This window comes from Roseibium sp. (assembly GCF_965233565.1).
Classification (GTDB): Bacteria; Pseudomonadota; Alphaproteobacteria; order Rhizobiales; family Stappiaceae; genus Roseibium.
In genome coordinates this window covers 1131498-1157419 of the sequence record NZ_OZ247494.1, presented here as the reverse complement: position 1 = coordinate 1157419, position 25922 = coordinate 1131498, and the positions used below count along the sequence as shown (strand labels likewise).

The following is a 25922-nucleotide window of genomic DNA, read 5'->3' as shown; positions in this document are numbered from 1 at the left end:
GAATTCGCAGGTCAGGCACCAAACACATGCGCACCGGTATCGGCGGTACCGACATTGGCCCGGAAGGCGGCAAAGAGATCGCGGCCGACACCGAACTGGTGCTGGCTCAGATCGGCTTCGGCCAGAGGCCGCGCGTTGAACTCGGCTTCGTCCACCAGAACTTCAAGCTTGCCGGTGACGGCGTCGATGCGGATCATGTCACCGTCCCGGATCCTGGCGATGGGCCCGCCATCGGCTGCTTCCGGCGTGACGTGGATGGCGGCCGGGACCTTGCCGGAGGCGCCGGACATGCGTCCGTCCGTGATCAGGGCCACCTTGTGGCCGCGATCCTGCAGGATGCCGAGACAGGGCGTCAGCTTGTGCAGTTCCGGCATGCCGATGGCTTTTGGACCCTGGAAACGGACCACGGCGGCGACGTCGCCCTTCAGTTCCTTGTTGTTGAAAGCAGCCAGGAAGTCGTTCTGGTCGTGGAAGACCCGGGCAGGGGCCTCGATGACGTGACGCTCCTTGGCGACGGCCGAAATCTTGATGACCGCCTTGCCGATATTGCCGGTGAGCATTTTCAGACCGCCCGTCGGCTGGAAAGCCTTGGCGATCGGGGCCAGAACGGTTTCGTCGCCGGACGTTTCCGGCACTTCCTGCCGCAGGACATTGCCTTCCGCGTCCAGCTTTGCTTCCGCTGTGTAACCGGACAGATCCGTACCGTAGACGGTCTTGACGTCCTGGTGCAGATAGCCGTCGCCGAGCAGTTCCCGGATCAGGAACTGCAGGCCGCCGGCTGCCTGGAAGTGGTTCACATCTGCCTTGCCGTTCGGATAGACGCGGGCGAGCAGCGGTACCACGTCTGAGAGGTCGGAGATATCGTCCCAGGTGAGCCTGATGCCGGCCGCGGCGGCGATCGCCACAAGGTGCATTGTGTGATTGGTCGAGCCGCCGGTGGCGTGCAGACCGACAACTCCGTTGACGATGGCTTTCTCGTCGATGACTTCACCGGCAGGCGTGAATTCGTTGCCAAGAGCGGAGATAGCCAGGGCGCGTTTGGCGGCTTCCTTGGTGAGCGCGTCGCGCAAGGGGGTGCCCGGATTGATGAAGGAAGCGCCGGGCATGTGCAGGCCCATGATTTCCATCAGCATCTGGTTGGAGTTGGCGGTGCCGTAAAAGGTACAGGTGCCCGGCGAATGATAGGCAGCGGACTCGCTTTCCAGCAGCGCATCGCGGCCGACCTTGCCCTCCGCATAAAGCTGGCGGACCTTGGCCTTCTCGTCATTGGAAATGCCGGTGGTCATCGGGCCGGCCGGTACGAAGACGGCTGGCAGATGGCCGAAGGACAGGGCGGCAATGGCAAGGCCCGGAACGATCTTGTCGCAAATGCCGAGGAAAACGGCTGCGTCGAACATCTGGTGCGACAGGCCGACCGCCGCCCCCATGGCAATGACGTCGCGCGAGAACAGCGACAGTTCCATGCCGTCCTGGCCCTGGGTGACACCGTCGCACATGGCCGGCACGCCGCCGGCGACCTGCGCAACAGCGCCGACCTCATGGGCAGCTTCGCGGATCATGGATGGGTAGGTTTCATAGGGCTGGTGCGCCGACAGCATGTCGTTATAGGAAGTGATGATCCCCAGGTTCGCCACAACGTCGCCGGACAGCGCCTTCTTGTCGGAAAGGCCGCAGGCGGCAAATCCGTGGGCGAGGTTGCCACAGGAAAGGCGGGAACGCTGAGGTCCCTGCTCGGCCGCCTTGCCGATCCGTTCCAGATAGATCGAGCGGCTGTCATGGCTGCGTTTGACGATCCGTTCCGTGACGTCGCCAATGCGGTCCTGAATGGTCATGCTGTCAAATCCTTTGCTAGCCGGTCTTGGCTTGGCTGTTTTCTGGCAGATAGGGCGAAATTCCGTTTTCGCACCCTGCTTTAATCGATTTAAACGACAGAAAACTCACAGGATGGGATCCTGTGAGCGTTTCTTAGATGCCGTCTTCGGCCCAGGTGCGGCCGTCACGCTCCACCAGAGCGATGGAGGCCGACGGGCCCCAGGTGCCGGCGGTGTAGCCTTTGGGAGTGTCCTTGGAGGCCGCCCAGGCAGCCTGGATCGGATCAATCCAGGCCCAGGCCGCATCGACTTCGTCGCGGCGCATGAACAGGGTCTGGTTACCGCGGATCACGTCCATGATCAGGCGCTCATAGGCATCCGGGTTACGCACCTTGAAGGCTTCGGCGAAGCTCATGTCGAGCGGCACCTTGCGCAGGCGCATGCCGCCGGGGCCGGGGTCCTTGATCATGATCTGCATCTGGACGCCTTCATCCGGCTGCAGGCGGATGATCAGCCGGTTGGCAGTGATCGATCCGGCTTCCGTGTCGAAGATCGAATGCGGGATCGGGCGGAACTGGACCACGATCTCCGAGACGCGCTGGGCCAGGCGTTTGCCGGTCCGCAGGTAGAAGGGCACGCCGGCCCACCGCCAGTTGGCAATCTCCGCCTTCAGAGCAACAAAGGTTTCCGTGCGGCTCTCGTCATTGCCGAGTTCTTCCAGATAGCCGGGGACAGCGCCACCGGCAGAGGCTCCTGCACGATACTGGCCACGCACCGTCAGCTTGTCGGCGCTTTGCTCGTTGATGGGGGCGAGTGCCTTCAGAACCTTGAGTTTCTCGTCGCGGACACTGTCCGCATTCATGGATTCCGGCGGCTCCATGGCGACAAGGCAGAGCAGCTGCAGGATGTGGTTCTGGACCATGTCGCGCAGGGCGCCGGCCGTGTCGTAGTAGCCGGCGCGGCCGCCGGTGCCGAGGGATTCGGCGACCGTGATCTGGACATGGTCGATATGGGCGGCGTTCCAGAGCGGTTCGAAGAGGGCATTGGCAAAGCGCAACGCCATCAGGTTCTGAACCGTTTCCTTGCCGAGATAATGGTCGATACGGAAGATCTGGTGTTCGTCAAAGACGGCCCCGACTGTGTCGTTGAGGGCCTTGGCCGAAGCGCCGTCCTTGCCGATCGGCTTTTCCATCACGACACGGGCGTTTTCATTGACAACACCGATGCGACCGAGGTTTTCGCAGATGGTTCCGAAAAGGTCGGGACCTACCGCGAGGTAAAAGGCACGGATGACATCGCTGCGCTCGTCGAGGACTGTTTTCAGGTCTTCAAACCCTTCCGCCGTGGCGATATCGATCTTGACGTAGCGCAGGCGCTTCAGAAACTGATCCAGATGCGCATCGTCGAGGTCCTTGACGTGCTCAACCAGCGCCTTCCTGGCATAGTCACGGTAATCGTCATCGGTGTAATCGCGGCGGGCGCTGCAGATGATGCGCGCGTCTTCCGGCATCTGGCCGTCAGCATCGCGATGATAGAGCGCTGGCAGAAGCTTGCGATTGGCAAGATCTCCGGATGCGCCGAACACGACCAGGTCGAATTCATCTACTTCAATGACGCGTACCGCCATGGTTCATCCCTTCTCAGCAGCTGTCTTACAAGCGGATTACAGGTCAATCCGCTTTTTGCAATGCACCTAAAGCAGGCTTTTAAATCGATTTAATTCACTTGTCAGCTGTTATTTCAGGCCAGCCCATTCTTTTTCAAGCTCCGCCTTGCGCGGCAGATCCGCACCCCGGCGCGAGCATGTGATCCCTGCTGCCGTTACAGCAAATTCCACCAGCCGGCGCAATTGCTCCTGCTGAAGATTTTCCAATGCGGTCCGGCTTGTCGCGCCGAGATGCCTTAATCCGGCAAGCAGGGCGGCCTGAAACGTGTCGCCGGCGCCAACTGTATCCTCGACCGATACCTTGACGCCTGGACAATCGATCTCAATACCTGGAGCGAAGGCTGTCGCGCCGTCGCCGCCCCGGGTGACGATCACGAGACCTGCTCCTGCCGCGAGCCAGTGGCGCGCGATCTTGTCGACCGGTTCACCCGGTGCGATCAGTTCCAGGTCTTCATCACTGACCTTGATGAGATCCGTCAGCGGAACCAGCGCTTCTGTGTTGTTGCGCCAGAGGTCCATATCGGAGACCACGGTCGGGCGGATGTTCGGATCGAAGGAAATCAGCGTGTGGGGTTTTTCACGGGCGATCAGTCTCTTCAGGGCGCCTGCCACCGGTTCCACCAGCGCCGTGTAGGATCCGATATGCAAAAAGGCGGGAGGAGTGTCGAATATGGGCAGATCTGCCTCCGTCACCATCCGGTCGGCCGCATTGGCACCATAAAACGTATAGGCCGGGGAGCCATGTGCGTCCTTCTGCACAAGGCTCAGGGTGGTCAGGTAGTCGGTCCTGAGAATATAGCGCTCGGAGACGCCTTCCGTTCGGAACTTATCGACCAGCTTTTCACCGAGCGCATCCCTGGAGATGCCGCCAAAGAAAGCGGCCTCTTCGCCAAGACGGGCCAGCCCCATGGCAACGTTGAAAGGGGAGCCGCCGATGCGGGCGTCGAATGCGACACTGTCGCCGGGCGAGTTGTCGCCAAACAGGTCGAAGAGGGCTTCGCCGCAAATCAGAAACATATTGGTTTTCTACTCTCAGATTGGGCGCAGGGCACTACGCCGGAAGACGTTGTTGCACAAACAGATTTGCCAGACAGACCAGCTCATCTTGAGGAGCCGTGCCGCCGATGTCTCGAAGGATGGGCCACTAGAGCACAGCTTGCTGCCGATCCTTAGAGACAGACCTGGCGGTCCCCCTCAGGAGGAGGGAGCTTCCCAGGTGACAGGCCGTGTTGACGCGCATTCATGACGACCAGTCGAAATCTTGGACAAGAGTTTCGGGTCCCCTCTCACGCCGCAAGGTCCTCAGGCGGGTCCATGGCACCGGTCATGATGGCCACGGCGTCGGACATGGAAAAATCCGAAGGCTTGATCACGCAGGCACGTTTGCCCAGCCGATGAATGTGGATGCGGTCGGCGACCTCAAACACATGCGGCATGTTGTGGCTGATCAGGACAATCGGCAGGCCTCTTGCCTTGACGTCCTTGATCAGGTCGAGCACGCGCCGGCTTTCCTTGACACCAAGGGCTGCCGTCGGTTCGTCCATGATCACCACCTTGGAACCGAAAGCCGCCGCCCGGGCCACGGCCACACCCTGGCGCTGGCCGCCCGACAGCGTTTCCACGGCCTGGTTGATGTTCTGAATCGTAAGCAGGCCAAGCTCGTTCAACTTTTCGCGGGCGATTGCTTCCATCCTGCTGCGGTCGAGCTGGCGCAGGACCTTGCCGCGGAACCCGGATTTCCGAAGCTCGCGCCCCATGAACATGTTGTCCGTGATGGACAGGGCCGGTGACATGGCAAGCGTCTGGTAGACCGTCTCGATACCTGCCTCGCGGGCATCGATCGGGGAGGTGAAATGGATCGGCTTCCCGTCCAGAAGCACCTCGCCGTCATCGGGTTGAACCGCGCCGCTGAGCGCCTTGATCAGGGTGGACTTGCCGGCACCGTTGTCACCGATGACGGCCAGGATCTCGCCCGGATAAAGTTCGAAATCGGCATGATCCATGGCGACCACGCGGCCATAGCGCTTGACCAGGCTTTTGGCTTGAAGAACAGCTTCCATCAGACTGATACCTTTCTGATCCACTGGTCGATCGCGACCGCACCGATGATGAGAATGCCGATCAGCAGATAGGTCCACTGGGCATCGGCACCGAGCAGGCGCAGGCTCAGGGTGAAGACGCCAACGATCAGCGCCCCGAAAAGCGTACCGAGGATCGAGCCGCGGCCGCCGAACAGCGAGATGCCGCCGATCACCACCGCGGTGATCGATTCAATGTTGGCGAGCTGGCCCGTGGTCGGTGACACGGAGCCGATGCGGCCGATCATGGCCCAGCCGGCAAAGGCGCAGATCAGGCCGGAGAGCATGTAAACGGAGATCAGCACTTTCTTGACCTGGACACCGGACAGCTGTGCGGCTTCCGGATCGTCGCCGACGGCATAGACATGCCGGCCCCAGGCGGTCTGTCGCAGCGCATAGGCCAGCACCACGATCAGGATCACCATGAAGATCACGCCATAGGTGAAGATGGCACCACCAATATTGATCTTGTTGCCGAAGAACTGCAGCAACGGGGCCTGGGCTGCGATGTCCTGAGAGCGAATGGTCTCGTTGGCGGAATAGAGAAAATTCGTCGCGAGCACGATCTGCCACATGCCGAGCGTGACGATGAAGGGCGGCAGCTTCACCACAGCCACGAGAAAGCCGTTGATGTAACCGCAGATGGTGCCGCAGATCAGGCCGCAAGCGATTGCGACTTCAACCGGCAGGCCGTATCGGAAGGTGAACTGGCCCATGACGACGGACGAGAGCACCATGATGGCGCCAACGGACAGATCGATGCCGGCGGTCAGGATGACGATGCTTTGCGCTGCCGCCACGATGCCGACGATCTGAACCTGCTGGAGGATCAGCGTCATCGCAAAGGGGGAAAACAGCTTTGAGCCAAGCATGATCCCGAAGACGATCAGGGACAGCAGCAGGACGATCAGCGGAACCAGGCTCGGCGTCTGATGAAGCGTGTGCTGGATCTTCTGGCCAAGGCCGCGGTGGTGTTCGTCAAATGATGCAACTGCCTGCGGACCGGATGCCGCGGCGGTTTCGAAATCCGCCGGTCCATCGGCCGGTTTTGTGTCTGAGGTCATGCCCGAATTCCCTCTGTGCCTCTGAAAAAGGGGGCCAGGTCGCCCAAGCCCCCTTCGTTTTGGTGGCGTAAGCCTTAGCCCCAGCAGAGCTCCGTGCCCTTGGCGGTGTCAATGGACTCAACACCGTCAACCGGCTTGTCGGTGACCAGGGCAACGCCCGTGTCGAAGAAGTCCTTGCCCGGGGTCGGCTCCGGCTTTTCGCCGCTGTCGGCCCACTTCTTGATCGCCTCGATGCCGAGCGAGGCCATCAGCAGCGGATATTGCTGCGAGGTGGCGCCGATGACGCCGTCCTTGACGTTCTGCACGCCCGGGCAACCGCCATCCACGGAGACGATCAGCACATCGTTCTCGCGGCCAATGGCCTTCAAAGCCTCATAAGCCCCGGCGGCCGCCGGCTCGTTGATCGTGTAGATGACGTTGATCATCGGGTCCTTGGCCAGGAGGTTTTCCATTGCCTTGCGGCCACCTTCCTCGTTGCCGGCGGTGACGTCGTTGCCGACAATGCGCGGGTCGGTTTCATCGCCCCACTTGTTCGGGTCGCCGAGATCGATGCCGAAGCCCTGCAGGAAGCCCTGGTCGCGCAGAACGCCGACAGTCGGCTGGCTGATGGCAAGATCGAGCATGCCGATCTTGGCATTGGCCGCGTCGTCGCCAAGAGAGGCTGCGGCCCATTTGCCGATCAGTTCACCGGCCAAGAAGTTGTCCGTCGCAAACGTAGCGTCGGCTGCATCGATCGGGCTCAGCGGGGTGTCGAGCGCGATCACCAGGAGGCCGTTGTCGCGGGCCTGCTTGACGGCCGGAACGATGGATGACGTGTCGGATGCGGTCAGAAGAATGCCCTTGGCGCCATCGGCGATGCAGGTTTCGATGGCAGCAACCTGGGTTTCATGGTCACCGTCGATCTTGCCGGCAAAGGACTTCAGCTCGATACCGAGTTCTTCTGCCTTGGCGGTGGCACCTTCCTTCATCTTCACGAAGAACGGGTTGGTGTCGGTCTTGGTAATCAGGCAGGCAGAAATATCTGCTGCGGCTGCCGGGGCTGCTGCCATGGCGGCAAGCACGGATGCTGTCGCAAGGAATTTACGGATCATGTGCGGTTTCCTCCCTGGCCTTGATTAAGTCTGACGGTTGGGTGCGGCCAGATGTGACCCCAACCGTGCTGCCCGTGCAGGAAAGCTGGCTTTGTCCTCCGCGCTGCCAGCGCCTGCGGGTCCGGTGTCCTTCCCGCCTGTCAGGATCGCGGCCCTGGGCGAGAAGTTGAAGAATTGCGGCAGGCTGGCTGCGCCGATCGCACCGGCGTCGTGGCCAAAACTGCCGACCTGGATATCGGGTGAGTGCCGTTTTTCGGGCGCTGCGCGTTCCACGGCTTCCTTCAAGGCTGACCGGAATGCTGCCGGAAATGGGCCACCCAGATCGCCGTCGATGACAACCAGCGGCACGTCCAGAAGCGCATAGGCGGATCTGAGCGCAAGCCCCAGGGCGTCCGCGCAGTCCTGCAGCCATTCGCGGTATCTTATGTCGCTCGTCTCGACCGCATCTTGCAGATCGGTCCTGTTCAGCCTGGAGAAGTCGTCCGGCGCCATGTGCCGGGCGAGGGCGACCAGAGAGGCGCGCGTGAGCAGCAGGTCCCACTGGTTGCGCGGCTTCGGTGCCGTCGGAAGGCTGCTGGGGGGGACCGGCATCATGGCCACGTCGCCGGCATTGCCTGTCTCGCCCCGAATGACATCGCCTTTCAGGATCAACCCACCACCGATGGCCGGTCCGAGGAAAAGGTAGAGAAAATGGTCGTTCTGGCGGCCAAGGCCGTAAAACAGTTCCGCAACTGCGGCGGCCGTGCCGTCGTTTTCGCTAAAGACCGGCAGCCCCGTCGCCGTCTCAAGCGTTTCGGCGAGGTCGTAGTCGTCCCATTTTTTGAAGTCGGCTTCCGGAAGGCCCAGTTCGTGCAGCCAGGCGCCGAGATTGAACGGCTGGGCAAGGCCTATCCCGGTGATGCGGGTCTGCTCGTCGGAACCCAGTTCTTCGCGCAGGATCCGGATGTCTTCGGTGAGGATTTCCAGGGCGCGTTCCGGTGCGGGCAGGATCAGGTCGTGCAGGCGGCGGCTGACAAGCCGGCCGGAAAAGTCCATCAGCACCGTTTCCATGTTGGTGCGGTCAAGACGCACACCGAAGGAATAGGCGCCTCCCGGTGCCAGACGCAGGATGGTCGCCGGCTGTCCCCGGCTGCCGTCATGACGTTTGCCGGCCTCAACGATCAGCCCTTCTTCGATCAGGTCCTGGATGATCGCGCCAATGGCCGCGTTGGTCAGCTGAACGGCCCGGGCGAGTTCCGCCTTGGAGGCTTCGCCGGCGCGCCGCAGGATCTGCAGAACGATGCGCTCGTTATAACGGCGCAACTGCGCGGAATTCGAGCCGCGCCCGCTTTTGCGAGGTTCCTCCACCCTTGTCGCTCCTCCGGATCCCCATCACTCTCTTTTGGAGTGGTTCAGAATAATTTATCTTGATGAAATTATTCGCCGGTTCACGCTTCCTGTCAATTCGAATTCGCTTTTGCATCGCGTAGTTTCAATGTCGCAAAGCGGTAAGTTTTTGAAAAATCGATCAGAAAATCTTGAGACGTGAACCAAAAAAGTGACGTTAGGTCAATTAATATAGGTGAAGCGACGCAAAAGGCGCGCGAAAAAATGCGCGCGCCTTCAATTTGGAAGCGGAACCGTTGCTCTCAGCCGAAAAGATCGAATGCAAAGGCGTTGACATAGGGCGCCAGTTCGGAATTCTCCCACCAGTTCCCGCTGCCGAAATTGACGTTGTTGTTGCGATCAATTTCGCCGGTTTCCAGAGAGTCGAACACCGAGATTTCATCCCAGTTGTAGGAGATCATGTTGACGCTATCGACAATGTCCGCATTCTGGCCGACATACTGCAGAAAGGGGACGAAAAACTCGTTCCAGACCTGTGCGGTTGAAGAGATGTAGAACAGCGGGTCGCTCTCGTCGAAAAACTGGTCGATCAGCACGCCGGTGTCGTCACCGGATGCATCTGCAACGGCATGAAACTTGGCATAGGCAAGTTCCCCTTCTTCGAGGAAGCGGATCGGACCGTCATAGTCGGGCCCGAGTTCTTCCAGGCGTGTGGCGACAACCTCGTTGAACTGGTCCCGATCTGTGTAGACCCCGGCCGGTGTTGATTCCGAGATATCCAGTTTCTTGCCGTGATCACGCGCGTAATCGGCAAAGGCCTGGAAGAAGACGTCGAAGTCGTCGATCACATCCTGACCGGTGTCGGCCGTTCCGTCGGCAAAGGACCAGCTGCGGGCAGATTCCTCAGACTGGAAATAGGAGACGCCGACGATGTCGACATAGTCGTCGCCCGGGTACCATAGGTCGAGGTGATCATAGACGTCCTGTTTGGTGATCGGTGCATCGGCGCCGTTGGCTTCATCGTAAATCGGATTTCCAGGTTCACGTTCCGCACCGGACTGGGATTGCCAGACCATTTCGACATTGCTCAGCCCCATGCTGTCCGGGGCTTTCAAAAGTTCTGCGACCAGTTTGAAGGAGTTGATGTATTCGGCGGCGGTGCCGCTGATATCCGCGTGGTCATTGAACTCTGCATCGAATTCATAGCCCGGCCGGACATGGATGGAGCCGATATGGGCGCCGTCGTCGCGCAGCATCTGGGCAAAGGAGAGCAGGGAATCGGCCTGCAACTCCCATTGATCCGGTGTCCAGGTGCCGTTGATCAGGTCGGTAAAGGGTTCGAAATCTCCCTGAGAGTATTGCGTGACGATGTCCAGAACCGAAATAGTCTCGCCATTCGCCTTGCGGGTTTCGTATTCCAGCCACATGGCATTCATCGCTTCGACACCGCTGATTTCCCGACCGTCATAGGACTGGAATTCGATGCCGACCGTCATGGTGCTGCCCGCATTGGCTGCCTTCAGGCTGGCATTGACGTTGTTGTTGCCGGCTCCCTGGAACCCTTCGCCGTAAAGATTGTCCCGGCCACCGGTGTTGACGTTGAAGTAATCGATGTTGCCCTCGTTGAACCAGACGCCGTCGACGCTCTCGAAGGTTTCCAGGTTCTGGCCCAGAATCCAGTTCACATGGCTTGCTTCGTAGCTTGGGCCGTTGCGGAAGATGTTGTTTTCATTGAAAACATCGATGACGGAGTCGATGAAACTGCGGGTCTGGTCAAGGAGGCCGTCCAGCGCCGGATTGTTCGCGTCGACGATGTCCTGTTCCAGTTTGTCAGCCAGGCTGACGATGGCTTTCAACGTGTTCCAGTCCTGAGCTGCCAGAGGTTGCTCGGCATCGGACATCAGGCGGTTCAGTTCAGTTTCGAAGGGGTTCGAGCTCTGCTGGGAGTTTGTGTGTGATTGGGCCCATTCCACCGTTTCCTCAACAAACCCGGGCAACGCGTCGCTGGATCTGGCTTCAAGGCGCGCCTTGAGAGCGGCGAGGGCACTGCCGATTCCATCCGGTTCAGCGTCGAACGAAAACTGAAAACTGTCGTTGCCCCAAAACCCAGACGACAGGGTATGAGCATGCTGCCTGTGATAGTTCATTTAAGTTCCTCCACTTTAAATTGTGTGAACGGCAAACGTTCACGTTTTTGCAGATCTCGATAGAAAATCTGCAAACTCTCTGTGCGGTTGTTCGCTTTGTCTGAATTGTCTTATTGATTCCATAAGAAGAAAATAGAATCAAGTGAGTCAAATTTTTGTTTTATTGGGTGAAAAATGCAGTTTAAAAAAGATTGATTTAGATTAATACATAATACTATGGGGTCGATATAAGATTATATTTTGGAGAAATTTGAAATGCCAGGCTCCTCCGGCTGAGTTGGGTAGTAATAAAAATTGATTCTACATATGATTTAGAAACTTGGCGAGGTGTGATCACGATTCTGAGGTACGTACTTCATTCTGGGTGATGTCATTGAGGGGCGTTTTTCTTAAATGCACTCAAAACGTGTAAAAGGGGTGTGGCGCTGTTTTGGTCTTTCAGCTTTTGCGCTTCGCCCTGTGCTCTGTATTGTCGAAGGCAGAAAAAGAATCGGAGAACAAACATGCCGGTCCATCACGATGAAGCTTTTCTGGCACAGGCAATTGCCGCCGGAGCAGGGGAACAGCCCGCAGACCTGGTAATCAAGGATGTCGCAATGTTCAGCGTTGTCGATGGCACGACAACCCGGACAGACATTGCCGTGGTCGGCGACCGGATCGTTGGTACACATGGCCGATATGACGGCAAGGAGCAGATTGACGGCTCTGGTCTGACGGCCGTGCCGGGCTTCATCGACACGCATCTGCATGTGGAATCCTCGCTGGTCACCCCGTTTGAATTTGACCGTTGCGTGCTGCCGCATGGCGTGACGACAGCGATTTGCGACCCACACGAGATTGCCAATGTGCTGGGTGCGGAAGGAATTCGGTATTTTCTCGACAGTTCGCTCGAAACCGTCATGGATCTTCGGGTCAATCTGTCGTCCTGTGTGCCTGCGACCGCTTTCGAGACCGCCGGCGCCTGTCTGGAGATTGAGGACCTGCTGCCGTTCCGCGGTCATGCCAAGGTGATTGGCCTCGCGGAATTCATGAATTTCCCGGGGGTTCTGGCGCGCGATCCAAAGGTGCTCGCCAAGCTTGCAGCCTTCCAGGACGGGCATATTGATGGCCATGCGCCCCTTCTCGTAGGTATGGGACTCAATGGCTATCTCGCGGCCGGTATCCGCACCGATCACGAAGCAACGACCGCCGAGGAAGCGCTTGAAAAACTTGCCAAGGGAATGACCATCCTGATGCGAGAGGGGTCGGTCTCCAAGGATCTGGAGGCGCTTGCCCCGATCCTGACCCCGGATGTGTCGGCCTTTGTTGCGCTGTGCACGGACGATCGCAATCCGCTCGACATTGCCGAGGAAGGCCATCTCGACAGCATGATCCGGCGGCTGATCGCCAAGGGGATCCGGCCGCTCGATGCCTATCGGGCAGCCAGCTGGTCCGCTGCGAATGCCTTCGGCCTGAAGGACAAGGGCGTGATTGCACCGGGCAAACGGGCGGATATTGCGCTTCTGAGCGATTTTGAGGATTGCCGGGTGGCTGAGGTGATCTGCGGTGGCGTGATCGCCGGAGATGAAGCCTTTTCACGTCGGACCATCGTTTCGCCCGTTGGTCTCGACAGCGTCAAGGTTGCCGCGGTCTCCGCGGAGAAATTCGATATTCCGGCCCGCAACAGCGAAGCCGATGTGATTGGCGTGGTGCCGGGCAAGATCATCACCGAGCATCTGAAACGCACCCTGCCGGTCACCGGTGGCAAGACCCTGGCAGACCTTGACCAGGATGTCCTGAAGGTGGCGGTGGTCGAGCGTCACAAGGGCACGGGCAATATCGGCCTCGGTTTTGTCAACGGCTTCGGCATGAAGCGCGGCGCGATAGCGTCCTCCGTCGGTCATGACAGCCACAATATCTGTGTAGTCGGCGCCAACGAGGCGGCCATGGCCCATGCCGTCAACCGGGTGATCGAGATGAAGGGCGGCTTTGCCGTGGCCGACGAGACAGGCGTCATGGCAGATCTCGCGCTGCCGCTGGCCGGACTGATGAGCCTGGAACCGTTCGAAACAGTCAAGGAGCATCTGGAAGAGCTTCGGGCCGCCGCCAAGTCACTCGGCTGCACACTGGCCGAACCCTTCCTGCAGGTGGCCTTCCTGCCGCTGCCGGTAATCCCGCATCTGAAGATCACGGATTTCGGCATGTTCGACGTCAACAAGTTCGAGCTGATCGATCAGGGTTCCTGAAGAGGGCTCAGTAGCGGCGCATGCGCCGCCTGAAACGGGCCCAGGCCCAGCCTTCTTCCAGGCCCAGCCAGAAAAGCACGAGGCCGATGATCAGGGAGATCTTGAACACCTTGTTGTCAAAGGCAAAACCGGCAAGGAACTCGGCGGGATAGGCGATCTTCGGATTGACCGGCAGATAGACGACATCGATCGCTTCGCGGGTCTTCTTGTCGACAAGATTGGCTGGCAGCGTCACCACCAGGGTTCGCAGGGTCTCGTTTTTCGGCCGGTAGTCGATCACCAACGTGTCGCCCCGGGTCCAGGTGCTCGGGTTTTTCAGGAAATTCCGAGGGTTCTCGCGCTTTCGTTTCTCGATGACGGCCGGATCCTGAGGGGCGTTCTGAAGGGCGACAATGCGTCCTTCGACCGTGTCGCCGAAGCTGGTCAGGAGGGAATATTTCAGGGCACTGTCAAAGTGCAGGAACAGGGAAATCAACACAAGCACGGAGGCGAAGAAGAGCATGGCCAGCTTGTGGGCAAAACCATCTTCCTGCGTTTCATGCGGATTAAACATCGGCCCCGGCACCTGTTGCCGGACCAGAACGAAAACGCCGCAAGGTCCGGCCATTTCCCCATTTCCGGCATGATGGCACATTTTCAGGTTTAAGGCAGTTCTTTCATGAGACCGACCTTGTGCGTTCGTGCCATCAATCCAAGGCCAATCGGTAAAGGTGGGCCGTCAATACCGGCGCAATCGGGTTCTGAAACCGGCCCATTTCCGACCAGCGCGGATCGCGAAGAACAACACGACAAGCCCTGCAATGAGAGACCAGAGCAGGATTTGGCTGTCCAGCGAGAACTTGTGCAGGCTGCGGGAGGGAAATGCGATTTTCGGGTTGAGCGGCAGATAGGTAATGTTCAGTGCACCCGTTGTCTCGCGGATAATCTCACCAGGCTTAATCCTGAAATCCAGTATTACGGGCGCGGCATCAATGGGCTCAAACTCGACAACAATTCTCTCGTTTGCCCAGTCTTCTATGTTTTTCAGGGTGTTGCGGGGACTGGCTCGATAGTGGGCCATCGCCTTGTCCCAGTCCGGCGTATCATCGATTATCACCAGAACCCGTCCGGGGGCGGACACGCCAAAGCCCTTCAGCAACCAATATTTCAATCCGCTATCGTGGTGGAGATAAATTGAGAAGAGGATCGCGCAAGCCGCAAAAAACAGAATGGCCATGTTGAGCGCATGACTGTCTTCTGCTGCTTCTTTGGGATTGAACATAAAAGAAACTCCTAATCGAATATCGCAACAAGATATGCACTTAAAGGTAGCAAATATGCAATTCCGTGAGGTTCACGTGCCATGATTCTCACCCTTGCGGTCTCCGGGTACCGTTCCCTGCGCGACCTGGTTTTGCCGTTGGACCGGATTACACTGGTGACCGGGGCCAATGGCAGCGGCAAATCGAGTCTCTACCGGTCAATCCGGCTGCTGGCCGAAGTCGCCCAGGGCCAGGCAATTGCCTCGCTGGCTGCGGAAGGCGGTTTGAACTCAACTCTCTGGGCGGGACCGGAAGCCATTTCGCGGGCGATGAAACGCGGCGAAGTGCCGGTGCAGGGCACCGTGCGCAAGAATGTCGTCAGTCTGAAACTCGGCTTTGCCGACGAGGATTACGGCTATGCCATCGATCTCGGATTGCCGGCCGATGCGGGCGGTTCGCTGTTCTCCATGGATCCGGAGATCAAGGCGGAAGTGCTGTGGGCAGGTGAGGCCCTGTCGCGATCCAACGAGATCGCCGGGCGCAACGGTCCGACCGTCAGGGTCTTGAACGAGCGGGGACAGAGGATCCCGGTGCTGCAGACCCTGGCCCGCTTCGACAGCATGATGACCCATGCGGCAGATCCGAAGGATGGGCTGGAACTGCTGGTGATGCGTGAACGCATGCGGGCATGGCGCTTCTACGATCATCTGCGCACCGATCGAGAGGCACCGGCAAGGTTCCCCAAGATCGGCACACGAACGCCCGTCTTGAGCGGCGATGGCGGCGATCTGGCTGCCGCGCTTCAGACCATCCAGGAGATCGGCGATGAACAGGAGCTGGCCGAGGCCATCGACGATGCCTTTCCGGGCGCTGCCATCGAGATCTCGGTGAATGACGGCTATTTTGAACTGCTGATGCGGCAGAAGGGGCTGTTAAGGCCGCTTCGGGCGAGTGAGCTCTCCGATGGTACGCTGCGCTATCTGCTCCTGACCGCAGCCCTTCTGTCGCCGAGACCCGCTCCGCTGATCGTGCTGAACGAGCCGGAAACCAGTCTGCATCCGGCGCTGCTGGAACCGCTCGCCCGGCTGATCGCAAAGGCGGCTCAAAAGACGCAGGTGATCGTCGTGTCGCATGCCGGTGTCCTGGTCGACGAACTGGCCTGTGAACCCGGCTGTCTGCGCTATGATTTGCGAAAAGAACTGGGTGAGACGGTTGTGGATGGCGCGGATACACCCAAATGGGCCTGGCCGAAGCGATAATTTTCCGGCAAGCTTTCCAACGGGATAAGCTTTTGATTTGGCGATGCTATTGCCATTTCCTACCGCCGTCTTATCTAACAGATCAGACTGTGCAGGTGCAAAAAAGTGCCGAGGTGTCGTTACGTCGCGAGTTGACGTTTGCGGAAGGTTGCGTCATGTCAGGAGGCACCCAAAGAGGCAATGCCACATTGGCGGACGGGATCCGGAGGGGGGAATGTCCGGTTGGCGCGTGGAGGCGCAGAACCGGATGTCAGGTCGAAGACCCGCCCGCACGAGTGGCATAAAAACGCGTTGGAGAACTTTATGACGACTGCGGAGGAGTGGAACGCGGCGTTTGTGCCCCGTCCAGTACACGAGTATCTCGAAACGACCGTTTCCGAGTTCGGTGCGCGCCCGGCCGCCGATTTCATGGGCAAGGTCTGGACCTATGCGGAGATCGGCGAACTGGTCGATCGCACCGCAGCCGGCCTTCAGGCGATGGGCGTCGGGCCCGGTGTCAATGTCGGGCTGTGCCTGCCCAACACGCCCTATTACACGATCTTCTATTTCGCGATCCTGAAGATCGGTGCCACGGTTGCCAACTTCAATCCGCTTTATGTGGAACGGGAAATCTCCTTCCAGGCACGCGACGCCGACGTTCGGATCATGGTGACCATGGATCTGAAGGTCATCTACGACAAGGTTGAAGAGGTCCGGAAGGAAAAGATCCTCGACAAGATCATCGTCTGTCCGATGAGTTTCTGCCTGCCGAGCGTCAAGAAGGTGCTGTTCAGTCTGTTCAAGCGCAAGGAGCTGGCCGACATCCCGAAGGATGACGCGCATATCTGGTTCGACGACCTGCAGACCAGCGGCAACACGCCGAAGCCTGTCGATATTGATGTGAACGAGTCCATTGCCGTCCTGCAATATACAGGTGGCACGACCGGTGTGCCGAAGGGCGCCATGCTGACGCACAAGAACCTGGCGGCCAATATCGAGCAGATGCGCTGCATCTTCGAAAAGGCCAAACCAGGGGAAGAGAGGATGCTCTGCGTACTTCCCTTCTTCCACGTCTTCGCCATGACGGTGGCCCAGAACCTCTCCATCATCCTGGGCGCTGAAATGGTGCTTCAGCCGCGCTTCGAGCTTAAAGCGCTGCTGGATGCGATCGTGCGCAAAAAAGTGACGCTGTTTCCGGGCGTGCCGACCATCTATACGGCGATCAACAATTCGCCCATGACCGAGAAATACGATCTGACCAGCATCCGGCTGTGTCTGTCCGGTGGGGCACCGCTTCCGGTCGAGGTGAAGGAGAATTTCGAGAAGATCACCGGCTGCGTCCTGGTGGAGGGCTATGGCCTGACGGAATCCTCACCTGTTGCTGCCGTCAATCCGCTCGATGAAAACCGTCGTGCGGGTTCTATCGGCCAGTTGGCGCCAGGCACCAAGGCACGCTTCGTCAGCATCGAGGACCGGGTTACCGAGGTGGCGCAGGGGGAAAAGGGCGAATTGATGTTGCACGGCCCCCAGATCATGAAGGGCTACTGGAAGCGCGACGACGCCACGGCCGATACAATCACCGAGGACGGTTATCTGCATACCGGCGATGTCGGCTATATCGACGAGGACGGTTTCATCTATCTCGTCGACCGCATCAAGGACCTGATCCTGTGCTCCGGCTACAATGTTTATCCGCGTGTCATCGAGGAAGCGATCTATCAGAACGAGGCCGTTGACGAGACCATCGTCATTGCCGTCCCGGACGAATATCGCGGCCAGTCGCCAAAGGCTTTCATCAAGCTGAAGGACGGGTATTCAATGACCGGCGATGAGATGAAGACTTTCCTGAAGGATCATCTGTCGACCATTGAATTGCCAAGGGAATTCGAGTTCCGCGACGAGCTGCCCAAGACCATGGTCGGCAAGCTCTCCAAGAAGGAACTTGTCGAAGAAGAAGCCCAGAAACGGGCGATGGCGGAAGCCAAGAGTGCTTGAGGCAGGCTAAAATCTGTCCGTCCTGAAACGCGCGTCCTCGACGCGCGTTTCGTCATTCTGGACCAACGCATGCCCTGGCTGTCATCCCGGGCGAGGCGTAGCGCAGACCCGGGACCCGGGACACCTGGGAGGTAACAGTCGGGTACGAACAGAGACCATGAGGCTTCCCGGGTCCCTGCTTTCGCGGGGAAAACATAGCAAGACTGCCGCACGGTCTATCCATTTTCGTCATTGCAGGGCTCGACCCTGCAATCCATGCCGTTTCGTGGTCTCGAGCGCAGCCCTGTCCGCGGAGCGCTCATGGCATGGATCCCATGGTCAAGCCATGGGATGACGAAGGCCGTGCGAGCGAGCGTTGTTCCTTTACCTCGACGTTCGGCGCCTGCTGTTTGTCATCCCGGATGCAGTGCAGAGGAGACCCGGGACCCGGTACACCTGGGAGGTAACAGTCGGGTACGAACAGAGATCATGAGGCTTTCCGGGTCCCTGCTTTCGTGGGGATTACATAGAAAGACTGCCGCACGGTCTATCCATTTTCGTCATTGCAGGGCTCGACCCTGCAATCCATGCCGTTTCGTCGTCTCGAGTGCAGCCCTGTCCGCGGAGAGCTCATGGCATGGATCCCATGGTCAAGCCATGGGATGACGAAGGCAGTGCGAGCGAGCGTTGTTTGTGCGCCCTGACGTTCGGCGCCTGCTGTTTGTCTTCCCGGATGCGGTGCAGAGGAGATCCGGGACCCAGGACACCTGGGAGGTAACAGACGGATACGAACAGAGACTATGAGGCTTCCCGGATACCCGCTTACGCGGGGATGACATGGCAAGACTGCCGCACGGTCTATCCATTTTCGTCATTGCAGGGCTCGACCCTGCAATCCATGCCGTTTCGTCGTCTCGAGCGCAGCCCTGTCCGCGGAGAGCCCATGGCATGGATCCCATGGTCAAGCCATGGGATGACGAAGGCAGTGCGAGCGAGCGTTGTTGGTGCGCCCTGACGTTCGGCGCCTGCTGTTTGTCATCCCGGATGCAACGCAGCGGAGACCCGGGACCCGGGACACCCGGGGAATTTGCCGTAGTGTTGAATGGCAGCCATTTAAGTGTGCCGGTTCCCCGCCTGCGCGGGGATGACAATCGAGAGCTTGGTGGCTGCCGCCCAAACTTCTGAAATACAGACAGTTTTCCTAGCTGTTATACCCGCGCCCGTCAGACGCCCGGGCCAGTTCCCGGCCGCGCTTGGCTTCGCGGCGGACCGTGTAGATCGAGGCCGCGATGATGATAGCAGCGCCGATCAGCGTTTCCACCCGCGGCCACTGGCTGAAGACCAGCGCGCCGAAGATCGTTGCGTAGAGCAGCCTTGTGTAGTCGAGCGAGGCAATCGCCGTGGCTTCTCCGGCCTTGAAGGCGCGAATGTTGGCCATTTGCGCGGCCCAGGATATGGCACCGATCACCAGGAGCAGGCCCCACTGGCCAAGGGTCGGTGCCTGCCAGGTGTAGACCGCAGGTGCCGCCATGATCAGGCCGACGCCAAATGCCTGGTAGGTCAGGATGGTCACCGGCGGGTCGGTGCGGGTCAGGAGGCGCACGACGATCATCACCATTCCGGCACAGGCGGCCCCGGCAATTGCCAGCAGGGCGTAAGGATCGATCAGACCTTCACCATCCGGGCGCAACATCAGAACAACGCCGAGAAAGCCGATGATGGTTGCGCCCCAGCGATGCACCCCGACGGTTTCACCCAGGAGCCAGATGGCGAATATCGTGATGAAGAAGGTCTTGGAAAAGCTGATAGCCGTAGCGTCGGCCAGCGGCATTTCGATGACGGCGGTGAAGCCGCACAGCATAGCGGTGGAGGCGAACAGAATGCGGGTCAGCTGCAGGCCCGGCCGTTTGGTGGCCAGCGACCCGGGCAGACCGCGCAGGATCGTGGGTGCAACAATGGCCAGCATGATGGCCTGGCGGACCACCAGGATCTGAAAAACGGACAGGTCCTGGCCCAGGAACTTGATCATGGTGACCATGATCGAAAACAGGAAGGCGGCCAGCAGGATCCAGAGCGCGCCAATGGTGTTGGACGGCAGGTTGGCCGTCATGCGGATCAGCTTGCGCTGGAGCGGGTTGCCGCGCGCCTCGTCGGGCGCGGGGTCCTTGGCTGGCATGTCCATTTGTGTTCCTTGCCGGACGGCATGCGCATGCGGCGGTCCCGACAGGGCCGGAGCAGGGGCGTGGCTCAAGAGGAGCGGATTGTTGCGCTTGCAACAAGTCTAGCGGTTTTGGGGGCGAAAGGAAGAGGCTCCGTTTGTCTTCTGCGCCGGGTGGCCCATACTTTTCTGGAAAACCGAGGGAGGAAGGCCATGCAGAAAATCCAGACCCAGGGCATTCACCACATCACGCTGACCGGGGCAGACCGGCAGACATCCATCGATTTCTGGGAAGGCGTGCTTGGCATGCCCTTTGTTTTCGAACAGCCCAATCTGGATGATCCCAACCAGAGCCATCTCTATTTCGATCCGGGTGACGGCCGGCTGATCACGATCTTCACCAACGAAGAGCGCAAGCCGGATCCGGAGCCGGCGCCGCAGTCCATCGGCTGCGTCCACCATCTGGCGCTCGATGTTTCCCAGGCGACCTTCCGGCAGATCGCCGAACGGCTGGAGGCGCGCGGCATCGAACACAGCGGGCCGAAGGATCGCGGCTTTATGGATTCCATCTATTTCCGGGATCCGCTGGGTCTCCTGATCGAGCTGGCAAGCTACCGGTTCAAACCGCCTGAAGGTGTCCAGATGGGCGAAGTCATGCTGGAGGCGCATCGCATCCGGGTGGCGCGCGGCGACTATAATATCCAGGAGGTTCATCTGGCCGATGCGATCGAACTTCTGACGCGGGAGACACGGCGCAGCCTGTCGGACAACCGAAGCCCGAAAAACCCTTATTCCTGATCCCGAGACGGGGCCGGTTGCTGATTGGGGTCGGGCCTGGTGGCGCCCCCGTATTGCGCCGATCCCGATGCCGTGCCATGCTCGAAACCGAGGGTGGTCGCGACATGCCTTCCGCAGAAGAAGGTGCTGGGAACTTATTGAATGACAAGGACAAAATCAGTCCGCCCGGCCGTTACGGCCGATATTATCGGCTGGCGTGAAATTGTCAGCCTGCCGGAACTTGGCGTCTTCGACATGCGAGCCAAGATCGACACCGGTGCCCGCACATCCGCACTTCACGCCGAGGAGCAGGAACTGTTTAACCGGGATGGCACACGCTGGGTGCGTTTCCGGGTTCCGGCCTCCAGGCATCATAGTGACTTTCGGGTCGAAGTACCCGTTCTGGATGAGCGGGACATCAAGAACACAAGCGGCGTGCCGGAAAGCCGGGTGGTGATAAGAACCCTGCTTCATCTTGGTACCCATCACTGGCACGTGGATGTGTCGCTCGCGGACCGGAGCAATATGGGCTTCGACATGATCCTCGGGCGAACGGCAATTCGTCGGCGCAATGTCCTGGTGAATGCCGGCCGGTCCTTTCTGGCCGGCAAGCCCGCACCGGTTACCCAACACTGAAGTCGATGTCAGGCAGCGGCCTGTTTGAAGGCCGAGAGCAGGGGATGAGATTCATGAAGATTGCAATGATGGCGCGGAACCCGGAGCTCTATTCCCACCGGCGCCTGAAGGAAGCCGCGGAGGAACGCGGCTACCAGCTGGACATCATCAACACGCTGCGCTGCTACATGAACATCGCTTCCAGGCGACCCGAAATCTACTACAACGGTGACAAGCTGACCGGCTATGACGCGGTGATCCCGCGGATCGGCGCGTCGGTGACCTTCTACGGCCTGGCGGTGCTGCGCCAGTTCGAGATGATGGGCGTCTATCCGCTGAATGAATCGGTTGCCATCGGTCGCTCGCGCGACAAGCTGCGGTCCATGCAGCTGCTGGCGCGGGACGGCATTGGCCTGCCGGTGACAACCTTTGCCCATGATCCGAAGATGACGGAGGAAGTGCTGCAGACGGCCGGCGGGGCACCCGTCGTGATCAAGCTTCTGGAAGGCACGCAGGGCATCGGCGTGGTCCTCGCCGATACGGAACGCTCGGCAAAGTCGGTCATCGAGGCCTTTCGCGGTGCGAATGTGAATATTCTGGTGCAGGAATTCATCAAGGAAGCAGGGGGCTCGGATATCCGGGCAATCGTTGTCGGCGGCAAGGTAATCGCCGCCATGCAGCGGACGGGGGCTGAAGGTGAGTTTCGCTCCAATCTCCACCGCGGCGGCAGCGCCAAGCCGATCAAGATCTCCCCGGAAGAGCGCTCCACCGCCGTTCGGGCGGCCAAGACCATGGGGCTCAATGTCTGCGGCGTCGATATGCTCCGGTCCAATCACGGGGCTGTCGTGATGGAAGTGAACTCCTCGCCCGGCCTGGAGGGCGTTGAAAAAGCGACCGGGATTGATGCGGCCGGGAAGATCATCGATTTTCTCGCCAAACATGCGGTGGCCGGCAAGACCAAGACGAAGGGGCGCGGGTGAAGAAGACAGTCGACCCCTTCCTGATCGGTGAGCATTCCATTGCACCCGGGACACGGCGCACGGTGGACCTGCCGGTCAGCGTGCTGTCAGATCACACGCCCGTCACCATGTCGGTACATGTGCTGCACGGGCGGCGGCCCGGACCCGTCCTCTTTGTCAGCGCGGCGGTTCACGGAGACGAGGTCATCGGCGTGGAGATCGCGCGGCGGATCCTGAAGGCGCCGCAGCTCGAGGCCCAGGAGCTGGAGAAGCTGAAGGGCACGCTGCTGGTGGTGCCGATCGTCAATGCCTTCGGCTTCCTGAACCATTCCCGCTACCTGCCGGACCGGCGCGACCTCAACCGGTCCTTCCCCGGCAGCCAGCGCGGATCGCTGGCCGGACGGCTTGCGAACCTGTTCATGACCGAGATCGTCAATCGCTCGGATTTCGGCATTGATCTGCATTCGGCGGCGATCCACCGGATCAACCTGCCGCAGATCCGCGTGTCGCCGTCGCGGCCGGAAACGCTGACGCTGGCAAAGGCCTTTGGAGCCCCGGTTGTTCTGACCTCCAAGCTGCGAGAAGGCTCCATGCGCGAGGCGGCCCAGTCCAAGGGCACGGACGTTCTCGTGTTCGAGGCAGGCGAGGGGCTTCGTTTTGACGAGATGGCGATCCGCGCGGGCGTTTCCGGCATCCTGCGTGTGATGCGGGCGCTGAAGATGCTTGGCGCGAAGGGCATTACCCGGCCGAAGGCGCCGTCGATCCTGACCAAGTCCAGCTATTGGGTGCGGTCACCGGCAGGCGGGCTTCTGCGGCCGTTCAAATATATCGGCGATGTGGTCGAACCACAGATGCTGCTCGGCATCGTCTCGGATCCCTTCGGCGAGAATGAGCGCGAGGTGATTGCAGATTACGGCGGGCTTGTCATCGGGCGCACCAATCTGCCTGTCGTCAATGAAGGCGATGGCCTGTTTCACATTGCCGACGTCAGCGAGAAATACGATGCGGAACTGACGCTCGACAGCCTTGTCTCACAACTTGAAGCCGATCCCTTGTTTGATGAGGACGAGATCATTTAAGATAGTCGGGAAGATTCCTCCAAAGAGGGAGGCGATGGCCGCCCTCTGGCCTCACAAGCTTCAGAACACTATGTACGATATAGACACCGTGCATGGTGCTTCAAATTCGTCTCGGGATTGCCTTCCCAAACAAGCAGGTCCAATTCGATGAACCAGATGGTCACTCCGAAATTCGGTGTCGGCGCGCCTTTGCGTCGTAAAGAAGATGCTCCGCTTATCACGGGCAAGGGCATCTATACAGCAGACTACATGCCGGATGGCTGCCTCCATTCGGTGGTTGTGCGCTCTGCCATGGCGCATGCAAAGATCAGCCTGGAAAATGTCGATGACATTCGCGCCATGGAAGGCGTTCATCTGGTGCTGACCGGCGCGGAACTCGCCGGCAAGACCATGCCCTGCCAGGTCGGGCTGAAGCAGATTGACGGCAGCAGTTTCCCCGTGCCCGACCAGCCGGTGCTGTGCTCGGATAAAGTGCGCTATGTCGGCGATGCGATCGCCTTTGTCGTGGCCGACAGCGTCAGCGCGGCGCGCGATGCGGCGGACATGCTGGAAGTGGATTACGATCCGCTTGATGTCGTGGTGGGGATCGAGGACGCCCTGGCGCCGGACGCGGTCAAGGTCTGGCCCGAGTTTGACAGCAACGTTGCCTTCACCTTCGGGCAGGGCGATGCCGCCAAGACCGACGAGGCCTTCGCCCAGGCCGCGAAGACCGTTTCCATCGACGTGGTCAACAACCGGATCGTCGCCAATTACATGGAGCTGCGCGGCTGTGTCGCCGAGTTTTCACCCGAGACAGATCGTTTCAAGCTGACGCTGGGCACCCAGGGCGGACATGGCCTGCGCGGTGTCATCTGCGGCATTCTGGGGCTTGAACAGGACAAGCTGCAGGTGATCACGCCGGAAGTCGGCGGCGGTTTCGGCACCAAGATGTTCTGTTACCGGGAATATCCGCTGGCGATGATCGCGGCCCAGGAACTTGGCCGCCCCGTGCGCTGGACCGGGGAGCGGATGGATCACTTCGTCACCGACGCCCATGGCCGGGACAATCTCACCCATGCGGAACTGGCGCTGGATGCGGACAACCGTATTCTCGGACTGAAGGTGCATGTGAAGGCGGCCATGGGCGCCTATCTGCACCAGTTCGCGCCGTTTATCCCCTTTGTCGGCACCTCCATGTCGTCCGGGCTTTACGATATTCCCGCGGTCTTTGCGAAGGTCGAGGGTGTCTACATGCACACCGTGCCGACCGATGCCTTCCGCGGCGCGGGCCGCCCGGAAGCGGCCTATCTGATCGAACGGCTGATCGACAAGGCGGGTGAGGAAACCGGCCTTGGCCCGGTAGAGATCCGCAAGCGCAATTTCATCAGGCAGGACCAGCTGCCCTACACGACCCAGACCGGGCGCATGTATGACACCGGCGATTTCGCCGGACATCTCGACAAGGCGCTGGACGTGGCCGACTGGGCGGGCTTCAAGGACCGCCAGGAAACAAGCGCCGCAGCCGGCAAATATCGCGGCATCGGCCTTTGCTCCTATATCGAGGCCTGCGCCTTTGCCGGCGGCGAGGAAGCAACCCTTGAGCTCGACGAAAAAGGCAGCCTGACGCTGCTGATCGGCACACAGACCAACGGTCAGGGCCATGCAACCGCCTACAGCCAGGTGGTCGCCGAGGAATTCGGTGTCACCATTGAGGATGTGGACGTGATCCAGGGCGACACCGACCGGGTGCGCAAGGGCGGCGGCACCGGCGGGTCCCGCTCGATCCCGATCGGTCTGCCGTCCGTGCGCGAAGCGGGCCGCACGCTGGTCAAGAAGGTCAAGGAACTGGCTGCCGACCGGCTGGAGGCCGGGATCGAGGATCTGGAGCTCGACAGCGGCCTGGTGCGTGTTGTCGGAACCGACCAGCAGGTGACACTGGCAGAGATCGTCGCCGAAGCCGGCGAGACCCTGTCGGCGCGCGAAGAGGTCAAGCAGTCGGAAAACACCTATCCGAACGGCACGCATGTCTGTGAGGTGGAAGTCGATCCGGACACTGGCGATGTCGATCTGGTCAATTACGTGATCATCGACGACTTCGGCGTCACGGTGAACCCGCTGCTGCTCGCCGGTCAAGTGCATGGAGGGGCGGCGTCAGCCGTCAGCCAGGCGCTGTGCGAACAGACGGTCTATGACGAGGATGGCCAGCTTCTGACCGCCTCTCTGCTCGACTATCGTATGCTGAGGGCCGCCGACCTGCCGGACATCCATTTCGAGACCCGGAACATCCCGTCGACCACCAATGCCATGGGCATCAAGGGCGCCGGCGAAGCCGGCACGATCGGCGGCTGTGCGGCGGTGATGAATGCCGTTCAGATGGCTCTGAAGGACGGCGCCGGCGTCAGCGACCTGGTCGACATGCCGGCGACACCGATCAGGGTCTGGGAGGCGATCCAGTCGGCGAAGTGAAGTTTCAGAGGCGACCAGACGGTCGCCT

The 25922-nt window shown here is 59.9% G+C and carries 19 protein-coding genes; 8 read left to right on the top strand and 11 right to left on the bottom strand.

The window, feature by feature from the left end; genetic code table 11:
- Positions 1 to 11: 11 nt before the first annotated feature.
- The 8 genes from edd to ACO6TG_RS05450 all read right to left on the bottom strand — a co-directional run bounded on the left by edd (position 12) and on the right by ACO6TG_RS05450 (position 11183).
- Positions 12 to 1832 carry a phosphogluconate dehydratase gene (gene edd / locus ACO6TG_RS05485; RefSeq protein ID WP_422377247.1) on the bottom strand — a complete coding sequence of 607 codons (1821 nt, stop codon included), beginning with the start codon at positions 1830 to 1832 and terminating at the stop codon, positions 12 to 14.
- 133 nt (positions 1833 to 1965) lie between these two features.
- Positions 1966 to 3438, bottom strand: a complete 1473-nt coding sequence (gene zwf, locus ACO6TG_RS05480) for a glucose-6-phosphate dehydrogenase (protein WP_422377246.1) — start codon at positions 3436 to 3438, stop codon at positions 1966 to 1968.
- A gap of 108 nt (positions 3439 to 3546) precedes the next feature.
- The gene (locus ACO6TG_RS05475) at positions 3547 to 4494 is read right to left on the bottom strand and encodes a carbohydrate kinase family protein (protein WP_422377245.1); all 948 of its coding nucleotides are present in this window, start codon (positions 4492 to 4494) and stop codon (positions 3547 to 3549) included.
- A gap of 269 nt (positions 4495 to 4763) precedes the next feature.
- Positions 4764 to 5537 carry an ATP-binding cassette domain-containing protein gene (locus ACO6TG_RS05470; RefSeq protein WP_422377244.1) on the bottom strand — a complete coding sequence of 258 codons (774 nt, stop codon included), beginning with the start codon at positions 5535 to 5537 and terminating at the stop codon, positions 4764 to 4766.
- Complete coding sequence (locus ACO6TG_RS05465) at positions 5537 to 6619, bottom strand: ABC transporter permease (RefSeq protein ID WP_094071551.1); 1083 nt, start codon at positions 6617 to 6619, stop codon at positions 5537 to 5539. Before ACO6TG_RS05465 ends, ACO6TG_RS05470 begins: the two co-directional genes overlap by 1 nt.
- A gap of 74 nt (positions 6620 to 6693) precedes the next feature.
- Positions 6694 to 7710 (bottom strand): sugar ABC transporter substrate-binding protein, encoded by a 1017-nt coding sequence (locus ACO6TG_RS05460; RefSeq protein ID WP_422377243.1) that lies wholly within the window; start codon positions 7708 to 7710, stop codon positions 6694 to 6696.
- A gap of 24 nt (positions 7711 to 7734) precedes the next feature.
- Positions 7735 to 9057: an ROK family transcriptional regulator gene (locus tag ACO6TG_RS05455; protein WP_422377242.1), complete on the bottom strand. Its 1323-nt coding sequence runs from the start codon at positions 9055 to 9057 to the stop codon at positions 7735 to 7737.
- Between the two features lie 281 nt (positions 9058 to 9338).
- On the bottom strand, positions 9339 to 11183 hold the full coding sequence (locus ACO6TG_RS05450; protein WP_422377241.1) for a hypothetical protein: 1845 nt from the start codon (positions 11181 to 11183) through the stop codon (positions 9339 to 9341).
- Between the two features lie 503 nt (positions 11184 to 11686).
- Between ACO6TG_RS05450 and ade the strand changes: the two genes are divergently transcribed.
- A complete protein-coding gene (ade, locus tag ACO6TG_RS05445; protein ID WP_422377240.1) occupies positions 11687 to 13408 on the top strand; it encodes an adenine deaminase in 1722 nt (573 codons plus the stop codon).
- Between the two features lie 7 nt (positions 13409 to 13415).
- On the opposite strand, the gene ACO6TG_RS05440 is transcribed toward ade, so the two are convergent.
- Both ACO6TG_RS05440 and ACO6TG_RS05435 read right to left on the bottom strand, forming a co-directional pair.
- Positions 13416 to 14015 carry a hypothetical protein gene (locus ACO6TG_RS05440; protein ID WP_422377239.1) on the bottom strand — a complete coding sequence of 200 codons (600 nt, stop codon included), beginning with the start codon at positions 14013 to 14015 and terminating at the stop codon, positions 13416 to 13418.
- A 111-nt stretch (positions 14016 to 14126) separates the two neighbouring features.
- On the bottom strand, positions 14127 to 14669 hold the full coding sequence (locus ACO6TG_RS05435; protein WP_422377238.1) for a hypothetical protein: 543 nt from the start codon (positions 14667 to 14669) through the stop codon (positions 14127 to 14129).
- An 81-nt stretch (positions 14670 to 14750) separates the two neighbouring features.
- On the opposite strand from ACO6TG_RS05435, the gene ACO6TG_RS05430 reads away from it, so the two are divergent.
- Together ACO6TG_RS05430 and ACO6TG_RS05425 are read left to right on the top strand one after the other, a co-directional pair.
- Entirely contained in the window at positions 14751 to 15908 is a 1158-nt protein-coding gene (locus tag ACO6TG_RS05430) for an AAA family ATPase (protein WP_422377237.1), read from the top strand.
- A gap of 303 nt (positions 15909 to 16211) precedes the next feature.
- Entirely contained in the window at positions 16212 to 17882 is a 1671-nt protein-coding gene (locus tag ACO6TG_RS05425; protein ID WP_422377236.1) for a long-chain-fatty-acid--CoA ligase, read from the top strand.
- Positions 17883 to 19062: 1180 nt separating this feature from the next.
- Here the strand turns inward: ACO6TG_RS05425 and ACO6TG_RS05420 are convergent.
- On the bottom strand, positions 19063 to 20037 hold the full coding sequence (locus ACO6TG_RS05420) for a DMT family transporter (RefSeq protein ID WP_422377235.1): 975 nt from the start codon (positions 20035 to 20037) through the stop codon (positions 19063 to 19065).
- Between the two features lie 195 nt (positions 20038 to 20232).
- Between ACO6TG_RS05420 and ACO6TG_RS05415 the strand changes: the two genes are divergently transcribed.
- The 5 genes from ACO6TG_RS05415 (at position 20233) to ACO6TG_RS05395 (ending at position 25894) form a co-directional block, all read left to right on the top strand.
- Positions 20233 to 20817: a VOC family protein gene (locus tag ACO6TG_RS05415; RefSeq protein ID WP_422377234.1), complete on the top strand. Its 585-nt coding sequence runs from the start codon at positions 20233 to 20235 to the stop codon at positions 20815 to 20817.
- Between the two features lie 141 nt (positions 20818 to 20958).
- Positions 20959 to 21432: an ATP-dependent zinc protease gene (locus ACO6TG_RS05410; RefSeq protein WP_422377233.1), complete on the top strand. Its 474-nt coding sequence runs from the start codon at positions 20959 to 20961 to the stop codon at positions 21430 to 21432.
- Between the two features lie 53 nt (positions 21433 to 21485).
- Positions 21486 to 22391 (top strand): 30S ribosomal protein S6--L-glutamate ligase, encoded by a 906-nt coding sequence (rimK, locus tag ACO6TG_RS05405; protein WP_422377232.1) that lies wholly within the window; start codon positions 21486 to 21488, stop codon positions 22389 to 22391.
- Positions 22388 to 23449 (top strand): succinylglutamate desuccinylase/aspartoacylase family protein, encoded by a 1062-nt coding sequence (locus ACO6TG_RS05400; protein WP_422377231.1) that lies wholly within the window; start codon positions 22388 to 22390, stop codon positions 23447 to 23449. The genes rimK and ACO6TG_RS05400 overlap by 4 nt, the downstream gene beginning before the upstream one ends.
- Before the next feature lie 147 nt (positions 23450 to 23596).
- A complete protein-coding gene (locus ACO6TG_RS05395) occupies positions 23597 to 25894 on the top strand; it encodes a xanthine dehydrogenase family protein molybdopterin-binding subunit (RefSeq protein WP_422377230.1) in 2298 nt (765 codons plus the stop codon).
- The last annotated feature ends 28 nt before the right edge of the window (positions 25895 to 25922 follow it).

What these genes read in the sequence shown, in the direction of transcription:
- edd (WP_422377247.1), bottom strand. Translation starts at nt 1,832, where the DNA reads ATGACCATTCAGGACCGCATTGGCGACGTCACGGAACGGATCGTCAAA.
- zwf (WP_422377246.1), bottom strand. Translation starts at nt 3,438, where the DNA reads ATGGCGGTACGCGTCATTGAAGTAGATGAATTCGACCTGGTCGTGTTC.
- ACO6TG_RS05475 (WP_422377245.1), bottom strand. Translation starts at nt 4,494, where the DNA reads ATGTTTCTGATTTGCGGCGAAGCCCTCTTCGACCTGTTTGGCGACAAC.
- ACO6TG_RS05470 (WP_422377244.1), bottom strand. Translation starts at nt 5,537, where the DNA reads ATGGAAGCTGTTCTTCAAGCCAAAAGCCTGGTCAAGCGCTATGGCCGC.
- ACO6TG_RS05465 (WP_094071551.1), bottom strand. Translation starts at nt 6,619, where the DNA reads ATGACCTCAGACACAAAACCGGCCGATGGACCGGCGGATTTCGAAACC.
- ACO6TG_RS05460 (WP_422377243.1), bottom strand. Translation starts at nt 7,710, where the DNA reads ATGATCCGTAAATTCCTTGCGACAGCATCCGTGCTTGCCGCCATGGCA.
- ACO6TG_RS05450 (WP_422377241.1), bottom strand. Translation starts at nt 11,183, where the DNA reads ATGAACTATCACAGGCAGCATGCTCATACCCTGTCGTCTGGGTTTTGG.
- ade (WP_422377240.1), top strand. Translation starts at nt 11,687, where the DNA reads ATGCCGGTCCATCACGATGAAGCTTTTCTGGCACAGGCAATTGCCGCC.
- ACO6TG_RS05440 (WP_422377239.1), bottom strand. Translation starts at nt 14,015, where the DNA reads ATGGCCGGACCTTGCGGCGTTTTCGTTCTGGTCCGGCAACAGGTGCCG.
- ACO6TG_RS05435 (WP_422377238.1), bottom strand. Translation starts at nt 14,669, where the DNA reads ATGTTCAATCCCAAAGAAGCAGCAGAAGACAGTCATGCGCTCAACATG.
- ACO6TG_RS05430 (WP_422377237.1), top strand. Translation starts at nt 14,751, where the DNA reads ATGATTCTCACCCTTGCGGTCTCCGGGTACCGTTCCCTGCGCGACCTG.
- ACO6TG_RS05425 (WP_422377236.1), top strand. Translation starts at nt 16,212, where the DNA reads ATGACGACTGCGGAGGAGTGGAACGCGGCGTTTGTGCCCCGTCCAGTA.
- ACO6TG_RS05420 (WP_422377235.1), bottom strand. Translation starts at nt 20,037, where the DNA reads ATGCCAGCCAAGGACCCCGCGCCCGACGAGGCGCGCGGCAACCCGCTC.
- ACO6TG_RS05415 (WP_422377234.1), top strand. Translation starts at nt 20,233, where the DNA reads ATGCAGAAAATCCAGACCCAGGGCATTCACCACATCACGCTGACCGGG.
- ACO6TG_RS05410 (WP_422377233.1), top strand. Translation starts at nt 20,959, where the DNA reads ATGACAAGGACAAAATCAGTCCGCCCGGCCGTTACGGCCGATATTATC.
- rimK (WP_422377232.1), top strand. Translation starts at nt 21,486, where the DNA reads ATGAAGATTGCAATGATGGCGCGGAACCCGGAGCTCTATTCCCACCGG.
- ACO6TG_RS05395 (WP_422377230.1), top strand. Translation starts at nt 23,597, where the DNA reads ATGAACCAGATGGTCACTCCGAAATTCGGTGTCGGCGCGCCTTTGCGT.